Below are 17,288 nucleotides of genomic sequence, written 5' to 3' on the forward strand. Positions count from 1 at the left end.
CGCGCCACCGTCCACGGCCCCACCACCCGAGCCCGCGTCGTCGACGCTTGCGCCGCCCGAGCCGGCACCACCGGCGGGCCGGTCGCCCGAGCCGGCACCACCGACGGCCCCGCCGCCGGGGTCGGTGCCGACGGCCCCGCCGCCGGTGCCGAACCAGGCTCCGCCCGGGGTGCCGGGGCCGCCTCCGGGGCCGCTCGACCCTGCGGAACCGTCCCCGGTGTCGCCGGTTCCGCCGCGCCTGCCGTCGGTCCCGGCGCAGGTGTCGCCGGGGGCGGCCGAACCGTCGGTGGCGTCCCGCCAGCCGGACCGGTCGGCGGTACCGTCCCCGCCGGGGACGACGGAACGACCGTCGTCCGTGACGCCCGGGCCGGTGCCGGCCCTCGTCCCGCCACCGGTACCGCAGGGCAAACCGCCGGTGGCACCGGCGAGCGGGCGGGAGATCCCCCGGCCGGTGGTGCCGGCGGAGGGGGAGGTGCCGTACCTGAGCGTCGACCTGGAGACCGAGGCGGGCCCGATCCACGTCCGGCTGGTGGGGGTGGCGGCGGGACGGGGCGCGCCCGCGTACGCCTGGCTGGGGGAGGGGGAGCCCGCGCCCCCGGCGACCCTGCCGCTGCTCCTGGGCCGCAAGGGGCCCTGGCGGCTGCACGTGGACCTCGGCCGGGCCCCGGACGTGCTCACCCTCGTCGGGGCCGGCGAGGAGTGCCGGCGAACCGCCGCCCTGTTCGCCCGGCAGTTGCGGGCTGCCGGGGTGGGGGTGGCCGTGGTCGGCGACGCGCTCGGGGCGGAGCGGGTCGAGGGCCACCGGAGCCTGTCCACGCTGCCGGAGCCGCCGAAGCCGGGACAGCAGCTACCGGAGCCCTCCATCGTGATCACCGCCGGCCTGCCGGACGGGACCGCCGCCGGGGCGCGGGGGCTCGCCGCCGCCACCGGGGGCCGGTGCGTCCCGGTGGTGATCGGCCCGGTACCCGGCGGGCGGTGGTCGGTTCAGCTCGGGGCGGGAGCCGGCCCGGGGGCGGGCGTCGGCGACTGAAGCCCGCCGACGGCGGCCGGCAGCGGGCCGGGTACCACCTCCGGGATCCGCTGCCAGGCCCCTGCCGAGGGCCGGTAGGCGCGGTGCACCCGGACCCGGTCGTAGAAGCGGCGGCCGAGGACGAGCTGTACGCCGGCCCGGTGCAGCCGGTCCGCCCGGGTCCGGACCAGGTCCAGCCCGGTCAGCATGGCGGCGGTGGCGCCGACGTCGACGGTCCGGCCCCGGGGGACCCGGACCTCCACCAGCAGCCGGTCGGGCCGGACGGCCGGGGGCCTGCGGTACAGCCGGAGCCAGCCCCGGGGCAGTCCCCGGGACCGAGCCGGGAGCAGGGCGTACGCCCGCCGGGTGCCGAACCCGGGCCAGCGCCGGACATCGTTGGGGAGCCCGGCGACCGACCGGGCGGCGGAGGTGCCCCGGATCCGCAGCGGCCCACCCGGCACCCCGTCGACGGGCGCCAGCCGACCGAAGCCCGCCGACCGGAAGCCGCCGACGACGTGGACCCGGTCCAGCCGGGCGGCCGGGAGCAGGTAGGTGTCCGGGGTGCCGAGCAGGTACTGGAACCGCGCCGGCACGTGGGAGCGCAGCGCCGCCATCGGGACCGCCCCGCCCGGCCCCACCCTGATGCGCAGCAGGTGACCGCCCGCCGGGGCCGACCGGGGGTCCAGGGAGGCGACCAGGAACAGTTCGGCGCTGGGCACCCCCTCGGTGGCCGACCGGGTGAGGTCGGCGGGGGCGGGCACGAAGGCCTCGAACTCGGCGGCGTTGACCTGCTGCCCCCCGCGCAGCCAGGGCGGCCCGTAGGCCGGGGCGCGGCGGCGCTCGGCGACCAGCGGCGGCCGGGGGACGGCGGGGACCAGCACCGCCACCGGTTCCCCGGCGACCTGCTCCGACCCGGGGCCCGGATCGGGCTCCGCCCCGGGCGCAGGGGCCGGGGACGGTCCGGCCGCAGCGGGCCCGCCGGCCCCGGTGTCCGGCCCGGCGGTGGGGTCGGCCGGGGCGGTGGGGTCGGCCGGGGTGGTGGGGTCGGCCGGGGTGGTGGAGGTGGCGACCGGGGCGACGACGATGCGCTGCCGGGCCAGCCGGGACACCAGCCGTCCGTCGGGGGTGGCGGCCAGGGTCGACGGGCCGTCGGCGTACCTCGGCCGGTGGGCTTGCCAGGGCACGGCCGCTCCCGCCGGGTCGAGGGCGCGCAGGTCCCGCTGGTGGTCGATCAGCTCGGCGCGGCCACCGGCCGGCGGGGTCCAGACGGTGGCCCCGGTGGTCTCGGCCAGCTCGGCGGCCTGCTCGGCCAGTTTCGCCTGCTCACCGACGTCGGACGGCCAGGTCAGCCAGAGCCGCAGGTCGGCGCCGTAGAGGGGGAGGTCACCGAGCAGGGCGGCGAGTTGCCCGCCGCTGTGCACCTCCTGGGTACCGCTGTAGTTGCCGACCAGGAAGCCGCCGGAGCGGGCGGTGACGGCGACCGTGACCAGGTCCTCCGAGCCGCCGCCGAGCCGGTGCGCGGTGGCCCGCCGGGCCACGAAGTCCGCCCGGGTGGCCAGGGCGAGCCCCGCCGGCAGGGGCAGGCCGACCACGCCGGTACGGGGCCGGACCAGTCCCTCGTCCACTGCGAACCACCCGGGCAGGGGGGTGGCGAGGTCCGGAGGCTGGAGCACGATCCAGTCCATCGGCCGCCGGGTCACCCGGTCCAGGGGCAGGGCGTGCAGCGGCCCACCGCCGTCCGGACCGTCCCCCGGGTCCCCGCCGCCAAGCTTTCGGGCAGTGATGTGCCGGATGTCGGAGCCCTCCGGGCTGATCAGCACGTCGTGCCCGAGCAACCCGGCGACCTCGGTGAAGAGGTCGGTGTGCCGGGCCCCGTCGTCGGTGAGGATGCGGACGTCGTCGGCGGCCTCGCCGCCGCGCCGGACCAGGTCGGCGACGCCCCGGGCGTCGAGGGATCGGCCCGGGTCGGTGGGCACCACCAGCCGGCCCTCCGGCCCGGGGGCCAACCAGAGGTCGAACAGCCCGGCGACCCGCCGGTGCCGGCGCGGGTCGAAGCGTCGGGTCGCCGGTAGCCGGTCGATTCCCAGGTCGCCCGCCGTCCCCGTGCCCCGCCTGAGCGCTGTCACCCCCGCCCCCTGCCTTCGTCTGCGTCGCGCGTCGCCGCCGGTCCCTTGTCGAGGGTCGCCCGTGGTTCACGGGCGGTTCGCGCCGACGGACGCCCGGGACCCTCCCGGGTGTGCGCCGGCGCCCGGTCGCCCGGAGGAGATCTCCGCGTCATCGACGGCCGGTACCCTCGGCTGACCTCATGACGAGGATCATGGAAATCTGGTTCAGATTGATTTGAACGAACTCGGCCCTGATCCGCAATAGATGGTGAAGGCCGGCGACGCACGGCCGTGGTGACTGAAGGAGGACACCCAGTGCTGGCGAAGCGCTCGATCCTGGCCCGCCTGCTCGTGGTGGTGATGGCCGGCTGCGCGGTCCTGGCCCTGCCCCGGCCGGTGGTGGCGGACGCCACACCGGACGCCCAGGCCTACGTCAAGTTCTACGTGGTCGCGGCGGAGCACCAGGGCCAGCCGGAGAGTCTGACCGAGATCGCCCGCCGGTTCCTCGGCAGCGGTGAACGGTCGGCGGAGATCTACCACCTGAACACCGGACGGGTGCAGCCGGACGGTGGCCGGCTGACCGACCCCAGCCAGCTCAGGGCCGGCTGGCACCTGGTCCTGCCGTGGGACGCCGCCGGCGAGGGGGTGCGGTACGGCCAGCTCCCCGCCGGGCCGAGCCCCACGCCGAGCCCGCGCCGCAGCGGTACGGCGCGTCCCGAGCCCGACCCGCAGCCCCGCCCGAGCAGCCCGAAGCCCAGCCCCAGCCGGACGAGCGCCAGCCCCAAGCCGACGAGCGGCGGCTCGGCCGAGAAGTGCAGCACCACCGTCACCGGGTCGAGCAGCCGCTCGGACTGGGCCCAGCTCCGGATGGCCGCCGACAGCGCCTGGAACCTGACCCGGGGCAACGGGGTCAAGGTGGCCGTGGTCGACACCGGGGTCGACGCGTCGCTCCAGCAGCTCAGTGGCCGGGTCGCGGTCGGGGCGGACGTGACCGTGGGCAACGGGCGGGGGGACACCGACTGCCTCGGCACCGGTACCGCGATGGCGGGCATCATCGCCGCCGACACCAGCACCGGGGACACCCCGGTGGGGCTCGCCCCGGACGCCACCATCCTGCCGGTACGGATGGTCCGGGCCTCGGGCAACGCCCGCCCGGCCGACGCCGCCACCGCCGTCGAGGTGGCGGTCAGCGCGGGAGCCTCGGTCGTCGCGCTCGGCTCCCACGTGGACCTCACCGACCCCGCCGTCCTGGCCTCGGTGGCCACCGCCCTCAACCACGACGTGCTGGTGGTGGCGGGGGCCCCGACGAAGCCGGTCAGCCTCCCCTCGCCCAGCGAGCGCTCCGGGGCGGGGGCGCTGCTGCTCACCGGCGGGGTCGGCGCGGGTGACCAGCTCGCCGAGGAGTACCTGGAGGGCATGGTGGAGGTCGTCGCCCCCGGCGTCGACGTGGCGAGCCTCGGGGTGGGCGGCGGCCGGGTGCTCAGCAACACCGGCACCGAATTCGCGGTGGCCTTCGTCGCCGGTCAGGCGGCCCTGATCCGGGCCGCCTACCCGGAGCTGACCGCCGCGCAGGTGGAGGAGCGGATCCGCGCCACCGCCGACGCGGTCGGCGGGCAGCAGGCCGACCCCCGGTACGGCTCCGGCATGATCAACCCGGCCGCCTCGGTGTCCCGGCCGGCCCAGGACAACCCGGTCTCCTCGGCGCAGCAGGAGGACGGCGGCGGCACCGGTGCGGCGATCTTCCTCGTCCTGATCCTGGCCCTGGCGGTCGGCGGCGGGGTGGTCTTCGCCATCCGGCTGCGGCGGCGGTGACCGACCGCCGCGACCCGGCCCGACGACCGGTGCCCGGCCGCCCCTCCCGTGCGGGCAGGGACGGCCGGGCACCGGCGTCACCGGGTCCGGTTACCGCACCGTCCAGGTCTGCTCGGGGTTGAAGACGCACCACCAGAGGTTCAACGGCGCGCCCAGCTTCACCCCCTCGTGGTCCAGGCAGGACTGTGGGGCGAGGCCGCTCATCAGGGACTTGCGCTCCGGGTGCCACTGCCACTTCTGCGCGGCGTTGCCGGAGCAGTGGGCGAGCTGCACCGGGGTGCCGTCCGCCGTGTCCGCCCAGGCCACGTCCATGCAGAGACCCTGGGAGCGGACCGTGCCGTCGCTGCGGAACACCCACCACTGCGAGACGTCCTCGCGGCACTTCTGCAGGGTGAGGGGCGCCCCGTCGCCGCCCTTGCCGGAGCTGACGCAGTACCCGGTCCGGGCGTTCACCAACTGCTTGGCGCCGGTGGGCCGGCCCGGCTTGGCGTCCTCTTCCTCCTCTTCCTGCGCGGGCGGCTCGTCCGGCTCACCGGCGGGCGGCTTCGGGCTCGCGCTGGGACTCGGCGACGGGTCGGCCCCGTCGCCGGTGGGCGAGGGCTCCGGCGAGGGGCTGGGCTCGCCGGAAGGGCTCGGGGACGGGGAGGCCTTCGGCTTGAGCCGGCCGTCGAGGGCGTAGTACTCGGTGAAGTCGCGCACCGAGCGGGCGAAGGCCTCCGTCGCGGCGTCCAGGTCGCCGCCGGCCTGCCGGACGGCGGTCGGCCCGTTGCGGAACGCCGCCAGCGCCAACAGGTACGGGTCGCCCTCCAGCCCGGAGAGGTCCTCGTGCAGGCCGCACATGGCCAGGCCGACGGTGGGGATGGCCGCCTCCGGGTTCCAGGCCGAGGCCCCGTCCGGGCCGTACGTCTGCCACACCTCGGGCAGGAACTGGGCGATGCCCCGCCGGTCACCCGCGCCGAGCAGGTTCACGTCGAACCCGGACAGCGCCATCACCTGGGCGGCGACCGCCGGGGGTGGCACCTGCCCGCAGACCGAGCCGGCCTGCACGATCAGCCGGGTGTACTCGGCGGGGACGGCCTTCGGCTGCTGCGGGTCGGCGGTCGGCCGGACCTCGCCGGAGCCCCCGAACTGCACCAGCCTGCCGTAGTACGCGGCGTACCCGGTGGCCTGGTCGACGTACTCGACGGCGGCGGGCGGGATCCCGTCGGTCTCGCGGACCGTGTCCAGGCCCCGGTGGAAGGCGGCCAGGGAGAGCCGCCAGGAGTCCCCGGAGACCTTGGTCAGCCGGAGCTGGCCGCTCAGGTCACACATCTTGTGCGCCAGCGCGATGATGTTCGCGGCGCTGTCCGAACGCTTCGCGCCGGGCCAGGGCGCCCACTTCTTCCAGGCCTCGGCGGTGAGCCCGGCGATGCCCTGACCGCCGGAGGCGGTCCGGGTGGCCCGGGGGTCGAGCCCCGACTCGGCCATGAGCTGCCCGGCGAGCCGGGCGGGGGTGAGGGCGGGGCACGAGCGGGCCGCGGCCTGGATGGTCGTCAGGTGCTCGTCGGTGACCGGGCGGCCGGTCAGGTCGTCGTCGCGGGCCGAGGCGACGCCCCAGCCGACGGCGGCGACCACCATGCACAGCACCGCGAGACCGGCGGCGACGGCTCCGGCGGTACGGCGTGGGATCCGACCGAGTCGTGATCGGACGGACGCGGAATCGGGGTTCACGGGGTCATCCCTTCCGGCGTGGGCGACATCGCTCACGTGACGGACGGGCGATGTCCCTGGTTCACCGGGTTCGAATCGGATCAGTGGATTTTTGGTCCGGTCGATATTGAACCGACGGCGGTGCCGAGCCGTCAACGTGGCGGGCGCGTGGTTGCTCGAAAGGTCACGCCACCGGCCTTCTCGCTGGTCAGGGCGTTAAGTGGAGGTTAAGTCCATGTTGACTCGACGTAAGGTGCTCGGGCTGGGGCTCGCCGGGGCCGCCGCCGTGGGCGTGCCGATGCTGGCGGCCCCCCTCGTCTCCCGGGCCCGGGCCTCGGGCGGCCTGCCGCTGACCGTGGTGAACAGCACCGGACGGTTCGACAACGCGGCGATCCACATGTACGTCGTCGGGACGAGCCTGGAGACCGGCCAGATGGGGTACGTCCGGGAGAGCGGCCGGTTCACCCCCGCCAACCCGGCCGACAACGGGGCGGACGGCTTCGCCGCCGTCGGGGTGCCGCTGGCCGCCACCGGGGAGACCCGGTTCGCCCTGCCGATGATGTCCGGCCGGATCTACTTCTCGATCAACGGACGGCTCCGGTTCACCGTGGTCACCGACGGCGAGGGCCGCCCGGCGCTCCAGTACCCGGTGGGGTGGGTGCCGGGCGACCCGGCGTACGGGGTGCTCCACGACTGCTGCGAGTTCACGTACAACGCGGCCGGGATGTTCTGCAACACGACCATGGTCGACATGTTCAGCATCCCGATGTCGATCCGGCTCAGCGGCAGCAGGGAGCAGTCCACCGGGAAGCTGGTCGACGGGGGCCGGGACGCCGTCTTCGCCGAGTTGTCCCGGCAGCCCGGCTTCGAGCGTCTGGTCGTCGACGGGCTGCGGGTCATCGCCCCCGGCAAGGGGATCGAGACGGGCCGCTTCGCCCCGGACTACTTCGACGGCTACGTCGGCGAGATCTGGGACCGGTACAGCCGGACCGACCTGCGGATCACCACCAACCAGGGCCGGTTCACCGGCCGGGTCGTCGACGGGCGGCTGACCTTCGACAACGGGGTGTCCCTCGCCCGACCCTCCACGCTGGACGTCTTCTTCTGTCACGGGGCGCTCGCCGCCCCGAACGACGGGGTGACGGGCCCGATCGCGGCGGTCGTCGGCGCCGGGTTCAACCGGTCCGTGCTGGACCAGCCCGACCAGCCCACCACCAACCGGGACGCCTTCTACCAGCATCCGGTGACCAACCACTACTCCCGCGTGCTGCACCGGCACTCCGCCGACGGCAAAGCGTACGGCTTCCCCTTCGACGACGTGGTCGACGACGCCTCGTTCATCCAGGACCACGCCCCGGGCCAGGTGACCATCACCCTGACCCCCTTCGGGGCCGGGTCCGGCGAGGCCCCGCCGCCCGCCCCCCGGGAGACGGTGGTCGTGCCGCCGGTCCCCGTCGACGGCGGGCCCCGGGGTGACCGGGGAGTCGACCGGGAGATCGCCGCGGCCAGCTTCGACCGCGAGCACGGGGTCCGGAAGGAGCCCTCCGCCGGGGGTGGGGAGCACGTCGGGTTCCTCGCCGCCGGCGACTGGATCGGGTTCCGGGGCGTCGACTTCGGCGGCGAGCCGGTGACCCGGTTCGAGGTCGCGTTCGCCTCCGGGGCCGAGGGCGGGATCTCCGGCCTGATCGAGGTACGCCTCGGCGATCCGGGCAGTCCGCCGGTGGGGACGATCGCGGTCGCCAACACCGGGGGCTGGCAGAACTGGCGGACCGTCCCCGGCACCCTCGCCCCGACCACCGGGCGGCACGACGTCTACCTGACCATCGCCAGCGGTCAGCCCGAGGAGATCGGCAACATCCGCTGGGTGCGGTTCGCCCGGTGAGCCCCTCCCTCGCCCTCGCCCCCGAGCGACGCCGCGCGCCCTCCACAGCGGACACCGGTCGACCGGTCGACCCGGCCGGTAGGCGTGCCTCCCAGCGGCGGCACCGCCTCCCGGCCGATCGATCGCCCGGCGCACCGTCCGATGGGTACGGTTATCCTCTCCCCTGGAGTGGGCCCGGCGTCGATGCGTCGGCGCGACCGTACGGGTGCGACCCGTACGTCAGGGGGAGGCGTTCTGTGTCGGCGGTGCCCAACGAAGCGCTCGGGCCGGGGGCCGGTGACGCCGTGGCCGAGCGGGTCGCCCCCGAGACACTGATGCGGCGCATCCACGAGCAGTACCGCACACCCCTGCTGCGGTTCCTCACCCGCCTGGTCCTCGGCCAGCAGGAACTCGCCGAGGACCTGGTGCAGGAGACCTTCCTGCGGACCTGGCGGAACCTGGAGACCCTGGCCGCCGACCCCCGTCGGATCGCCCCCTGGCTCTACACGGTGGCCCGGCACGTGGCCATCGACGCCATGCGGTCCCGGCAGGCCCGTCCCGCCGAGGTCAGCCTCCCCGACCTCAACCGGCTGTCGTCGGCCGAGGACGAGATGGAGCGGGTGGTCAGCACCCACACGGTCCGGCTCGCCCTGCAACAGATCAAGCCGGAGCACCGGGAGGTGCTGATCGAGATGTACTACAAGGGAGCCTCGGTGGCCGAGGCCGCGGCGAGACTCGGGATACCGGAGGGTACTGTAAAATCCAGGACGTACTATGCGGTGCGCGCGCTGCACGCAGCGATCGGTCCGACCGAGCCCTCCTGATGTCTCCTGGCCTGTTGTCTCTCGGAGCCGTCCGGATGCCTCGTCGCCCCGGATCCTCGCTCGATCACCGGCACGGATGCCGCCCTGGGGGCCGTCACACCGGCTGCGGTGTCGTCGGGTGGGGAAGGGGGGCATGATGCGCACCAGCGGTGAGAACCCGACCGCCGAGCACGCCGCGCTCGCTCTCTACCTGATCGGCGCCCTCGACGACGCCGAGCGGGTGGCCTTCGAGGAGCACCTCGCCGGCTGCGGGGAGTGCCTGTCCGCAGCCGGCGACATGGGCAGCGTGACCAGTGCCCTCGGCGGGTTGGCGCCCGCCGACTGGGCGGAGCTCGCCGACCTGCCGCCGTTCACCCTGGACCCCACCCCGAGCCCGGACCCGACCGGGAGCCCGGACCCCACGCCGAGCCCGGACGCGACCGGGAGCCCGGGCCCGTCGGCGGCGCGAGGCCCGCTCCTGGAGACCCCCGAGCCCACCGCCCCGACGGCGGCCCCTTCAGCGACACCCGCCCCGGTGGCCGACGCCGGGGCCACCGACCCCGGGACGGCCGCCGACATCGGTTCCGCCGCCGGGGCGGCCACGATCGGGCCGGCCGCAGTTGAGACAGTCGCAGTCGAGCCGGCCGCAGTCGAGCCGGCCGCAGTCGAGCCGGCCGCAGTCGAGCCGGCCGCCGGGCGGCCGGTGCGGGGTGAGCCGGGTGACGGTGCCGGGTCCCCGGCCGAGCCGACGGCGGCCGGTCCGGCCCCGGTCGGCCGACAGCGTCCGGGGCCGGGCCCCGGGCCGCGTGCCGTCGGGTCGGTGCGACCGGGTGGAACGCGGCCGGGCGCGGAATCCGGTCCGGCGGCCCGCCCACCCCGGGGCCGGCCCACCGGTGGGTCCCGGCGTCGCCGGTTCCTGGTCTGGGGCGGGGTGGCCGCCGCCGCCGTGGCCGTGGCCCTCGCCGGTGGACTCGTGGCGGGCTTCGGTCTCGGCGACCGCCACGACGTGGTGCTGACGGCGACCGGAGAGGCGCGCGACCAGGGGGTCAGCCTCTCGGCCACGATCACCACCGACGAGGACCGGGGCTCCACGATCCGGATCAGCGCCACCGGCCTGCGCCAGGGGCTGCGCTACCGCCTCTTCGCGGTGACCCGGGACGGCAGCACCCACGTGGTACGCGACTGGACGGCCTCCACCGGCACCCAGGAGGTGACCGGCGAGCTTCCCGTACCCGTCGACGACCTCGCCTTTGTCACGGTGGGGCTGGTCGACGGCACGGCCGTCGTCACCGCGCCGATCTCCCGCTGAGCCCACCCGTCCGCCCCCTCCCCACCGGGGCGGACGGGCACCGGCGGATCGCCGTGAACCTCCGGTGGGTGGTGGCCGTAGAGCCTCGGACGGCCACGACCGAGGCGCCCGGAGGCACCGATGACCACACCGATCCCGCCCCTCCCGTACAGCGAACGCGACCTGCAGGTGCAGGCGCTGGAGATCCTCCGCGCGGATCTCGACCGGGTCCGGTTGGACTTCGTCACGTCGAGGCAGCTGGGCATCGCCGGGGAGCTGCGCGAGGCGATGGACTTCGTGGTGGCCAAGCAGGACGTGATCGACGGCGAGCAGCGCCGGGAGTACCGCGACCGGCGCGGGCTCGACACCGCCCGGCGTCGGCTCGACGGACCCGAGGTGCTGCGCCGGCAGGACCGCGACGCCCGGCACCCCGACGCCGGCCTCCGGGGCGCGGTCCGCCGGCAGGTCGACCTGGCAGTCCGGATGATCAGGCGGCTCCGTAACCGGCTGAACCCCGACCGGCCCCCGAGGTGGCCCGACGCCGGGCAACGCCGCACGGTGCCGGCCGCCTACCCGGGCTGGCCGTCGGCTGCGCCGGGCCAGGGCGGGGCGCACCACTTCCCGACCACCGGCACGGTCCCGGGCCCGGCCGTGGGGTACGGCCCGGGCGTCGGAGGTGGACCGCCCATCGGGGCTGGGCCGGAGTTGGGCGGTGGGCTGCCCATGGCCGATGGGCTGCCCATGGCCGGTGGGCTGCCCATGGCGGGTGGGCCGGGCGTGGTCGATGGCCGGTACACCGGTGCTGCCGGCGGCGCGCCGTACGGGGCGGCCGGGTTCGTCCCGGCCCCGTACCAGGTGCCGGAGGGGCCGGTGGTGCTCACCGCCGAGCAGGAAGCCGTCCGGCGCAGCCTGGTCGCGCGGGAAGTGGCGAAGCTGATCAGTTCGAGCGACGCCCTGCGGCTGCTGCACGACAACGACCGCCTGCGGGTGGTGTCCGACTTCCTGCTGCCCACCCGTGCCCCGACGGGGCAGACGCCGACGGAGCAGGCGACGGCCCACCTTCCGGCGTCGCCGCCGGAGACCACCCCGGAGCGGACGAGGTCGTCGCCGCCGACGCGCATCGGGCCGCCGCGCCCCGAGACGACGAACCCGTACCCGACGTCCGACCTCTACTCGCCCGCGCTGACGGCCGTCGGTCCACCGAGCCCCGCCCGGGGGCAGCGCACCGATGCGCCCCAGCAGACGGCCGCCACCGTGGCCGCGATGTCGTACGCGCCGGGCGGCGGCACGCCCTTCACCGAGGGACGGCGCAGCGGCGACCGGGACTTCGCCCGCGTCAGCACCCAGGCGGCCGTCCGGTCCACCGGCTACGACTCCGTCGAGATCACGCCGATGCCGTCGCCGGTGCTGAAGGCGGCCGAGCCGACGACCCCCGCGTCGCCGACCCGCCGCCGGCGCTGACCGTCGGTCCCCGCTGCGGCCGTCGGCCCCGTCGTGCCGTCGGCCCCTGGTTGGTGCCGTCGGCCCGTGGTGCGGGTACCGCGAGCCCGGTGCCGGTGCGACGGCCCAGGGCACCCGCACCGGGCCGTCGGTCAGAACGGGTCCATCTGCGGGATCTCCTTGGGGCGGTGCGTGCCCGCCTTGCAGCCGGCGAACGGGCCGGAGGGGTCCCGGAGCGAGTTCATCACCGGGCCGAGGTAGTCCCGGTGCCAGTTCGCCGGCCCGCAGAAACCCGCCTGCGGGCGGGTCATCTCCTGCCAGGCCATCCACAGCCCGTAGAGCTGGGCGACCGCCTCGGGGTGCAGCCACCACCGGGGGCACCAGGGCGCGCCCGAGGAGACCTCCCGGAGGTAGACCGGTACGAGCAGGTGCCGGACCCACAGGGTGAGCATCCGCAGCGCCTCCAGGTGCTGCGCACCGTCGAGGTAAAGGATGAACGGCGCCACCGGCGGTGGCGCGGCCTGCGGTGGCGCGGCCTGCGGTGGCGCGGCCTGCGGTGGCGCGGCCGGTGGCCCTCCGGCCTGCGCAGGGCCGGGTGGCGTCTCCCCGTACCCCGGTGTCCCTGCGGCGTGGTCCTGGATCGTCACTGCTGGGTCTCCCTCCCGCTGGTCTCGATCGGTGCTGGCGTGCTGCTGCTGGTCGGGTCCGGATGGCTCAGCGCGGCGCGGCGAACTTCTGCGTCCAGTACGTCTGGTCGCCCCGGGTGACCATGCCGACGCCGAGTTCGGTGAAGGCGCAGTTGAGGACGTTGGCACGGTGGCCGGGGCTGTTCATCCACGCCGCCATCACCGCCTCCGCCGAGGGCCGGTTGACGGCGACGTTCTCCCCGTAGGTGCTCCACGAGTAGCCGGCCCGGTCCAACCGGTCCCCGACGGTGCTGCCGTCGCTGCCGGTGTGCGACATGTTCCGGTGGTCGGCCTGGTCCTGGCTGTGCCGCTGGGCCGCGGTGGTGAGCCGGCCCTCGGTGCGGACCGCCGGGCAGCCGGCCCCGGCCCGCTCGGTGTTGACCAGGCTGAGCACCTGCTGTGCCTGTTCGGAGGGCGGGCTCTCCTCCGGCTCGTCCCCGTCCCCGTCCCGCGCCTCGTTCGGCGTCTCGTCCCCGCCGCCGGCCGCGCCGCCGGGACCGCTGGTGGTGGGCGTCTCGTGCGGCGGACCGATGATCCCCATGTACTTGGCGAAGTACGCCCGCACCCGGACCACGTACTCCTGGGCGTCGCTCTCCGGCGGGATGCCCCCGGCCTCCCGGACCGCGTCGATGCCCACCCGGTAGGCGGCCAGGGTCAGGTCGAGCCGGTCCCCGATCGCCCGGTTGTCGTCCAGCAGTTGCTGGACGTCGTCGGCGAGGTCGCACATGTACGCCGCCTGCGCCATGATCGAGTCCTCCGGGTCCAGGGCGCTGGTCTCGTCGTTGTCGTCGGTGTCCTCGCCGTACTCGTCGAAGATCTCGGGCGTGAGCTGGGAGATGCCGAGCCGCCCGTCCTCGCCGACCTTCGCGGCGTACCAGGCGGACTCCACCTCGATCTGGGCGGCGATGACGACCGGCCCGATCTCGCCGCAGGTCTCCCCGGCGTCCTCCAGGGTGTCGCGCAGTCCCACCGGGATCTGGGCCGGGTCGAGTTCCCCCTGGCCGTCGCCCCGGCTCGCGGTGATGGACTCCTCGGCGGCCTGGTTGACGTCGAAGGCCGGTGACCCCCCACCGGTGAACAGCATGATCAGCAGGATCAGGGGGAGCAGCAGGATGTAGATCGCGCTCATCACGAGGACGAAGGCACCCCCGATGAGCAGCGCCGGGGGCGCGCCGAGCAGCACCAGCGCGAGCAGGATCAGCCCGCCGATGATCGCCGCCTTGCTGGCGCCCGACTGCTCGTTCACGTCGTCTCCCGCGGGGTCGTGCTCGCCGACAAAAATTTCCGCACTCGTCTTGAACCGGGGGCCGGGACGCCCCGTAGAGGCGTCCGTCGACGACCCGGACGCCCTACCAACGGGGCCGGAACCCGGTCGGTTCACGCGGGTCGTCGACGGGTCGGACATCAGACGTACGGAGGAGGTGGGTGGCATGGGGTCCGCGACGACCCTCGGCCCGGCGCCGCACGTGCCACCGGGACGGGTACCGGTGCCGCAGGGGTACGGCCCCGCCGCGCCGCCCCGCCGGTCCCTGTCCGAGGAGGGGGTCGGCTGGATCGCGGCGCACGGTGGGGCCGGTACGACGACCCTGGCCCGGCTGTTCGGCGGCGTCGACCTCGGCTGCCGGTGGCCGGACGCGGCGCTGGCCGAACCCGCGACGGTGATGCTCGTCGCCCGGACCAACGCCGAGGGGATGCGCGCGATGTCGCGGGCCCTGAACGCGCTGCGGGAGGGGCGGCACCCGCCGGGCATGCGGCTGACGGGGTTGGTGCTGCTGGCGGACGCCCCGGGGCGACTGCCGCTGGCGCTGTCCCGCCGCATCCGGGTGCTGCGCTCGGTCGCGCCGGTGCACCGGGTGCCGTGGATCCCGTCCTGGCGGCTGGGTCAGCAGCCCGCGAAGACACCGAACGCCCTGCTGCGGCTGGCCACGGCGGCCGGTCTGCGCCTCGACGCGAAGGGGGACGGCCGTGACCGGCGTCCGTGAGCTGTGGTGGCACCTGTCGGTCCTCGCCGCCGAGCCACCGCGACCGGAGATCAACCGGCCCGTACCGCCGGGTCAGTTCAATCCGCTGGCCGGCGACGGGGAGGCCCTCGACCTGCTCAACCTGCTCGCCTGGTGCATGACGGCGGCGGCGGTGGGCGGCCTGATCATCGTCGGCATCCAGATGGCCATCCAGCTCAACCGGGGCACCCCGGGTGAGGAGTCGGACCACTTCCGTGGGCTGGCCTTCATCGCCCTGGCCTGCATCCTCGGGGCCGCCGCCGGCCCGATCGTCTCCATCTTCGGCGACCTCGGTCTCTGACCCGGTCGTACCCGGTGTCCCGACGCGGGGCACCGCCCCCCGGGTCCGCCCCCGGCCCGGTCCAGCCCGTTCCCAAGGAGAAACGCCATGTTCGAGAGCCTCGCCCTGCTCGCGCCGGCCGGTCTGGTCGCCCGCCTCCCACAGGCCGTCCCGCAGCCGGAGCCGGGTGGTGCGCCGGAGGAGCTGACGGGTCTGGTGGACACGCTGCTGAACCTGCTCGCCTGGACGGGCACCGCCGCCGGGGTGGCCGGTGTGCTGATCACCGGCGCGATGATGGGCATCTCGATGAAGCGGGGCGAGAGCTCCGAGCACCTCTCCCGGCTCGGCCTGGTGCTGTGCGGCTGCATCCTGGTCGCCACCGCCGGCCCGGTGGTCGAACTCTTCTTCGAGTGACGGCGGGGATGTCGAGTAGTGCGGGCCGGCGGCGGGAGCGGGCGGAGCAGCCGTTCTGGACCGAGCGCAGCTTCGTCCTCTCCGCCTTCTTCGTCGCCGGCATCCTGGTGATGGCGGGGCTGGTGCTGGTCACCCGGTCCGCCGACGAGCCGGCGGGGCCCCGCGTCCCCGCCGGACAGGTGGCGCTCACGGACTGTCCGCCGGTACCGGCCGCGCCCCCGGGCCCGGCCCGCCCGCCCGAGGACGCGACGTGGCGGACCCTGGAGGCCGGCCACGTGATTCCGCTCTCCGTGACCGAGGGGCCGACCCGGACCGAGGGGGGCGTGCTGCGGTGCTTCGCGCGGTCCCCGATGGGTGCGGTGCTGGCCGCGTACACCATCCCGGTGCTGTTGCACGGCCCGCAGTGGCGCGCGGTGCTCGACCGGCAGGTGGTGGCGGGGCAGGGCCAGGAGATCCTGGCGGCCCGGCTGGAGATGCTCGCCGACGGCCCGGTGCGTCGGGTCGACGGCCGGTACGAGGGCTTCGCCGTCGACCGGTACTCGCCCGAGGCGGCCACGGTGCAGCTCCTGGTCCGGGGCTCCACCGGCGGCTACTCGGCGAGCCGGATCGAGCTGCGCTGGGACGGTGCCGACTGGCGGCTCCAGCCCTCCGCCGTCGGGCAGTTGTACCAGCCGGTCGGCGAGGTCCTGGGCAGCGCCGGCTACACCCTGTGGAGGCCGTGACGTGGACTGTGGACTGTCGCCCTGGACCAGCGTCTTCGACATCTTCAAGCTGATCGGCGACCCGATCGGCTGGCTGGTACGGATCATCGCCAACCTGGTCCTCGCCGCGGCGATCACCCTCTTCCAGGAGTTCACCAACGAGGTGCCCACCCTCGGCGAGGGGCCGGGCGGTGGCATGACCGTACCGGGACTGATCAGTGACCAGGTCGAGTGGCTGATCGTCTACCTCGCGGTCGGCTCGATCATTTTCGCCGCGGCGAAGATGGCGATGGACCGCCGTGGCGAGGCCGGCAAGACGGCCCTGTACGGCTTCCTCCGGGTCATCCTGGTCGCCGGGGCGGGTTCCTGGGTGGCGATCAAGGCCGCCGCCGTCTCCGACAACTTCACCAGCCACCTCTTCACCGAGGCGTCGCTGACCATCATCAAGAGCATCCCCTGCATCGAGCAGGGCACCAACCTGGAGGGCTTCCTCCTGCTGGTCGTGGCGTTCCTGCTGCTGATCTCGGGGATCGTCCACGTGCTGATGCTCTACATCCGGCTCGGCGTGATGATCCTGCTGCTGGGCACCCTGCCGCTGGCCGCCGCCGCCTCGATGACGGACTGGGGCGCCGGCTGGTGGCGCAAGCACATCGGCTGGACCATCGCCTGGCTGCTCTACAAACCGGCGGTCGGTCTGATCATGTTCGCCGGGGCCGAGATGCTCGCCGAGGGCAACCGGCAGAGTTGGGCGCACGGCCGGATCGCCGGGGTCGGCATCCTGCTGCTGTCGGCGGTCGCGCTGCCCGCGCTGCTCAAGCTCGTGGTGCCGGCGACGGCGGCGCTGGGCACCGGGAACCCGGCCGGTACCGCGATCTCCGCCACCACCGGCGCGGTGGCCTCCGGCGCGAAGAAGATCGCCGGTTCCGCCCTCGCCCACAGCGGCGGCGGAGGCGGTGGCAGCCGGGGCGGTGGTCCCTCCGGGTCGCGGGACACCGGCGGTGGTCAGGGCCCCGCCGGGCGCAGTTCCGGCGGCACCTCCCGCACCGGGCGGGACGGCGGCTCGGGCCGGGCCGGCTGGGGCGGCAGCGACGGCTGGGACGGCGGCTCCGGCACGGACGGCGCGTCCGGTGCGGACGGCGGCCCGGGTCGGGACGGCAACGCCGGCTGGGACGGCCGCGCCGGGGGCACCGGCAGCAGCGG

General features: G+C 75.3%; 15 protein-coding genes. 11 read left to right on the plus strand and 4 right to left on the minus strand.

Features of this window, described 5'->3' with window-relative positions; all coding sequences use genetic code 11:
* Positions 1–355 precede the first annotated feature (355 nt).
* Positions 356–1,030, plus strand: a complete 675-nt coding sequence (locus AWW66_RS26910) for a hypothetical protein (protein ID WP_157527991.1) — start codon at positions 356–358, stop codon at positions 1,028–1,030.
* Here the strand turns inward: AWW66_RS26910 and AWW66_RS26915 are convergent.
* The gene (locus AWW66_RS26915; protein WP_211272113.1) at positions 985–3,135 is read right to left on the minus strand and encodes a hypothetical protein; all 2,151 of its coding nucleotides are present in this window, start codon (positions 3,133–3,135) and stop codon (positions 985–987) included. The two genes, AWW66_RS26910 and AWW66_RS26915, sit on opposite strands and share 46 nt — an antisense overlap.
* Positions 3,136–3,429: 294 nt before the next feature.
* Here AWW66_RS26915 and AWW66_RS26920 point away from each other — a divergent pair, with 294 nt between their 5' ends.
* Entirely contained in the window at positions 3,430–4,926 is a 1,497-nt protein-coding gene (locus AWW66_RS26920) for a S8 family serine peptidase (RefSeq protein ID WP_067371910.1), read from the plus strand.
* Positions 4,927–5,016: 90 nt separating this feature from the next.
* Here the strand turns inward: AWW66_RS26920 and AWW66_RS26925 are convergent, their stop codons facing one another.
* A complete protein-coding gene (locus tag AWW66_RS26925) occupies positions 5,017–6,636 on the minus strand; it encodes a ricin-type beta-trefoil lectin domain protein (RefSeq protein WP_067371912.1) in 1,620 nt (539 codons plus the stop codon).
* 214 nt (positions 6,637–6,850) lie between these two features.
* Here AWW66_RS26925 and AWW66_RS26930 point away from each other — a divergent pair, with 214 nt between their 5' ends.
* The 4 genes from AWW66_RS26930 (at position 6,851) to AWW66_RS26945 (ending at position 12,028) form a co-directional block, all read left to right on the plus strand.
* On the plus strand, positions 6,851–8,497 hold the full coding sequence (locus AWW66_RS26930) for a beta-1,3-glucanase family protein (RefSeq protein WP_169807183.1): 1,647 nt from the start codon (positions 6,851–6,853) through the stop codon (positions 8,495–8,497).
* Positions 8,498–8,808: 311 nt separating this feature from the next.
* A complete protein-coding gene (locus tag AWW66_RS26935) occupies positions 8,809–9,300 on the plus strand; it encodes a sigma-70 family RNA polymerase sigma factor (protein WP_211272115.1) in 492 nt (163 codons plus the stop codon).
* A gap of 133 nt (positions 9,301–9,433) precedes the next feature.
* A complete protein-coding gene (locus tag AWW66_RS26940; protein ID WP_067371917.1) occupies positions 9,434–10,588 on the plus strand; it encodes a zf-HC2 domain-containing protein in 1,155 nt (384 codons plus the stop codon).
* Between the two features lie 120 nt (positions 10,589–10,708).
* The gene (locus tag AWW66_RS26945; protein ID WP_067371920.1) at positions 10,709–12,028 is read left to right on the plus strand and encodes a hypothetical protein; all 1,320 of its coding nucleotides are present in this window, start codon (positions 10,709–10,711) and stop codon (positions 12,026–12,028) included.
* A 131-nt stretch (positions 12,029–12,159) separates the two neighbouring features.
* On the opposite strand, the gene AWW66_RS35685 is transcribed toward AWW66_RS26945, so the two are convergent.
* Together AWW66_RS35685 and AWW66_RS33070 are read right to left on the minus strand one after the other, a co-directional pair.
* Positions 12,160–12,654, minus strand: a complete 495-nt coding sequence (locus AWW66_RS35685; RefSeq protein ID WP_245648505.1) for a DUF4913 domain-containing protein — start codon at positions 12,652–12,654, stop codon at positions 12,160–12,162.
* A 67-nt stretch (positions 12,655–12,721) separates the two neighbouring features.
* Positions 12,722–13,939, minus strand: a complete 1,218-nt coding sequence (locus AWW66_RS33070; protein WP_169807184.1) for a CAP domain-containing protein — start codon at positions 13,937–13,939, stop codon at positions 12,722–12,724.
* 184 nt (positions 13,940–14,123) lie between these two features.
* On the opposite strand from AWW66_RS33070, the gene AWW66_RS26960 reads away from it, so the two are divergent.
* From AWW66_RS26960 to AWW66_RS26980, 5 genes are all read left to right on the plus strand, one after another.
* Positions 14,124–14,675 (plus strand): DUF6668 family protein, encoded by a 552-nt coding sequence (locus AWW66_RS26960; RefSeq protein ID WP_245648506.1) that lies wholly within the window; start codon positions 14,124–14,126, stop codon positions 14,673–14,675.
* The gene (locus AWW66_RS26965; RefSeq protein ID WP_211272114.1) at positions 14,659–14,994 is read left to right on the plus strand and encodes a hypothetical protein; all 336 of its coding nucleotides are present in this window, start codon (positions 14,659–14,661) and stop codon (positions 14,992–14,994) included. Before AWW66_RS26960 ends, AWW66_RS26965 begins: the two co-directional genes overlap by 17 nt.
* Positions 14,995–15,081: 87 nt before the next feature.
* On the plus strand, positions 15,082–15,387 hold the full coding sequence (locus AWW66_RS26970) for a hypothetical protein (protein ID WP_157528000.1): 306 nt from the start codon (positions 15,082–15,084) through the stop codon (positions 15,385–15,387).
* An 8-nt stretch (positions 15,388–15,395) separates the two neighbouring features.
* On the plus strand, positions 15,396–16,109 hold the full coding sequence (locus AWW66_RS26975) for a DUF8175 domain-containg protein (RefSeq protein ID WP_067371925.1): 714 nt from the start codon (positions 15,396–15,398) through the stop codon (positions 16,107–16,109).
* Position 16,110: 1 nt separating this feature from the next.
* Positions 16,111–17,288: hypothetical protein (locus AWW66_RS26980; protein ID WP_067371928.1), on the plus strand; the 1,178-nt coding region annotated here is incomplete at its 3' end.

The organism is Micromonospora rosaria (assembly GCF_001567585.1).
Lineage (GTDB): Bacteria > Actinomycetota > Actinomycetes > Mycobacteriales > Micromonosporaceae > Micromonospora > Micromonospora rosaria.

Bases quoted from the DNA above. Each gene is read 5' to 3' on its own strand.
- AWW66_RS26930 (WP_169807183.1), top strand. From the start codon at position 6,851: ATGTTGACTCGACGTAAGGTGCTCGGGCTGGGGCTCGCCGGGGCCGCC.
- AWW66_RS26940 (WP_067371917.1), top strand. From the start codon at position 9,434: ATGATGCGCACCAGCGGTGAGAACCCGACCGCCGAGCACGCCGCGCTC.
- AWW66_RS26945 (WP_067371920.1), top strand. From the start codon at position 10,709: ATGACCACACCGATCCCGCCCCTCCCGTACAGCGAACGCGACCTGCAG.
- AWW66_RS26960 (WP_245648506.1), top strand. From the start codon at position 14,124: ATGGGGTCCGCGACGACCCTCGGCCCGGCGCCGCACGTGCCACCGGGA.
- AWW66_RS26970 (WP_157528000.1), top strand. From the start codon at position 15,082: ATGTTCGAGAGCCTCGCCCTGCTCGCGCCGGCCGGTCTGGTCGCCCGC.
- AWW66_RS26975 (WP_067371925.1), top strand. From the start codon at position 15,396: ATGTCGAGTAGTGCGGGCCGGCGGCGGGAGCGGGCGGAGCAGCCGTTC.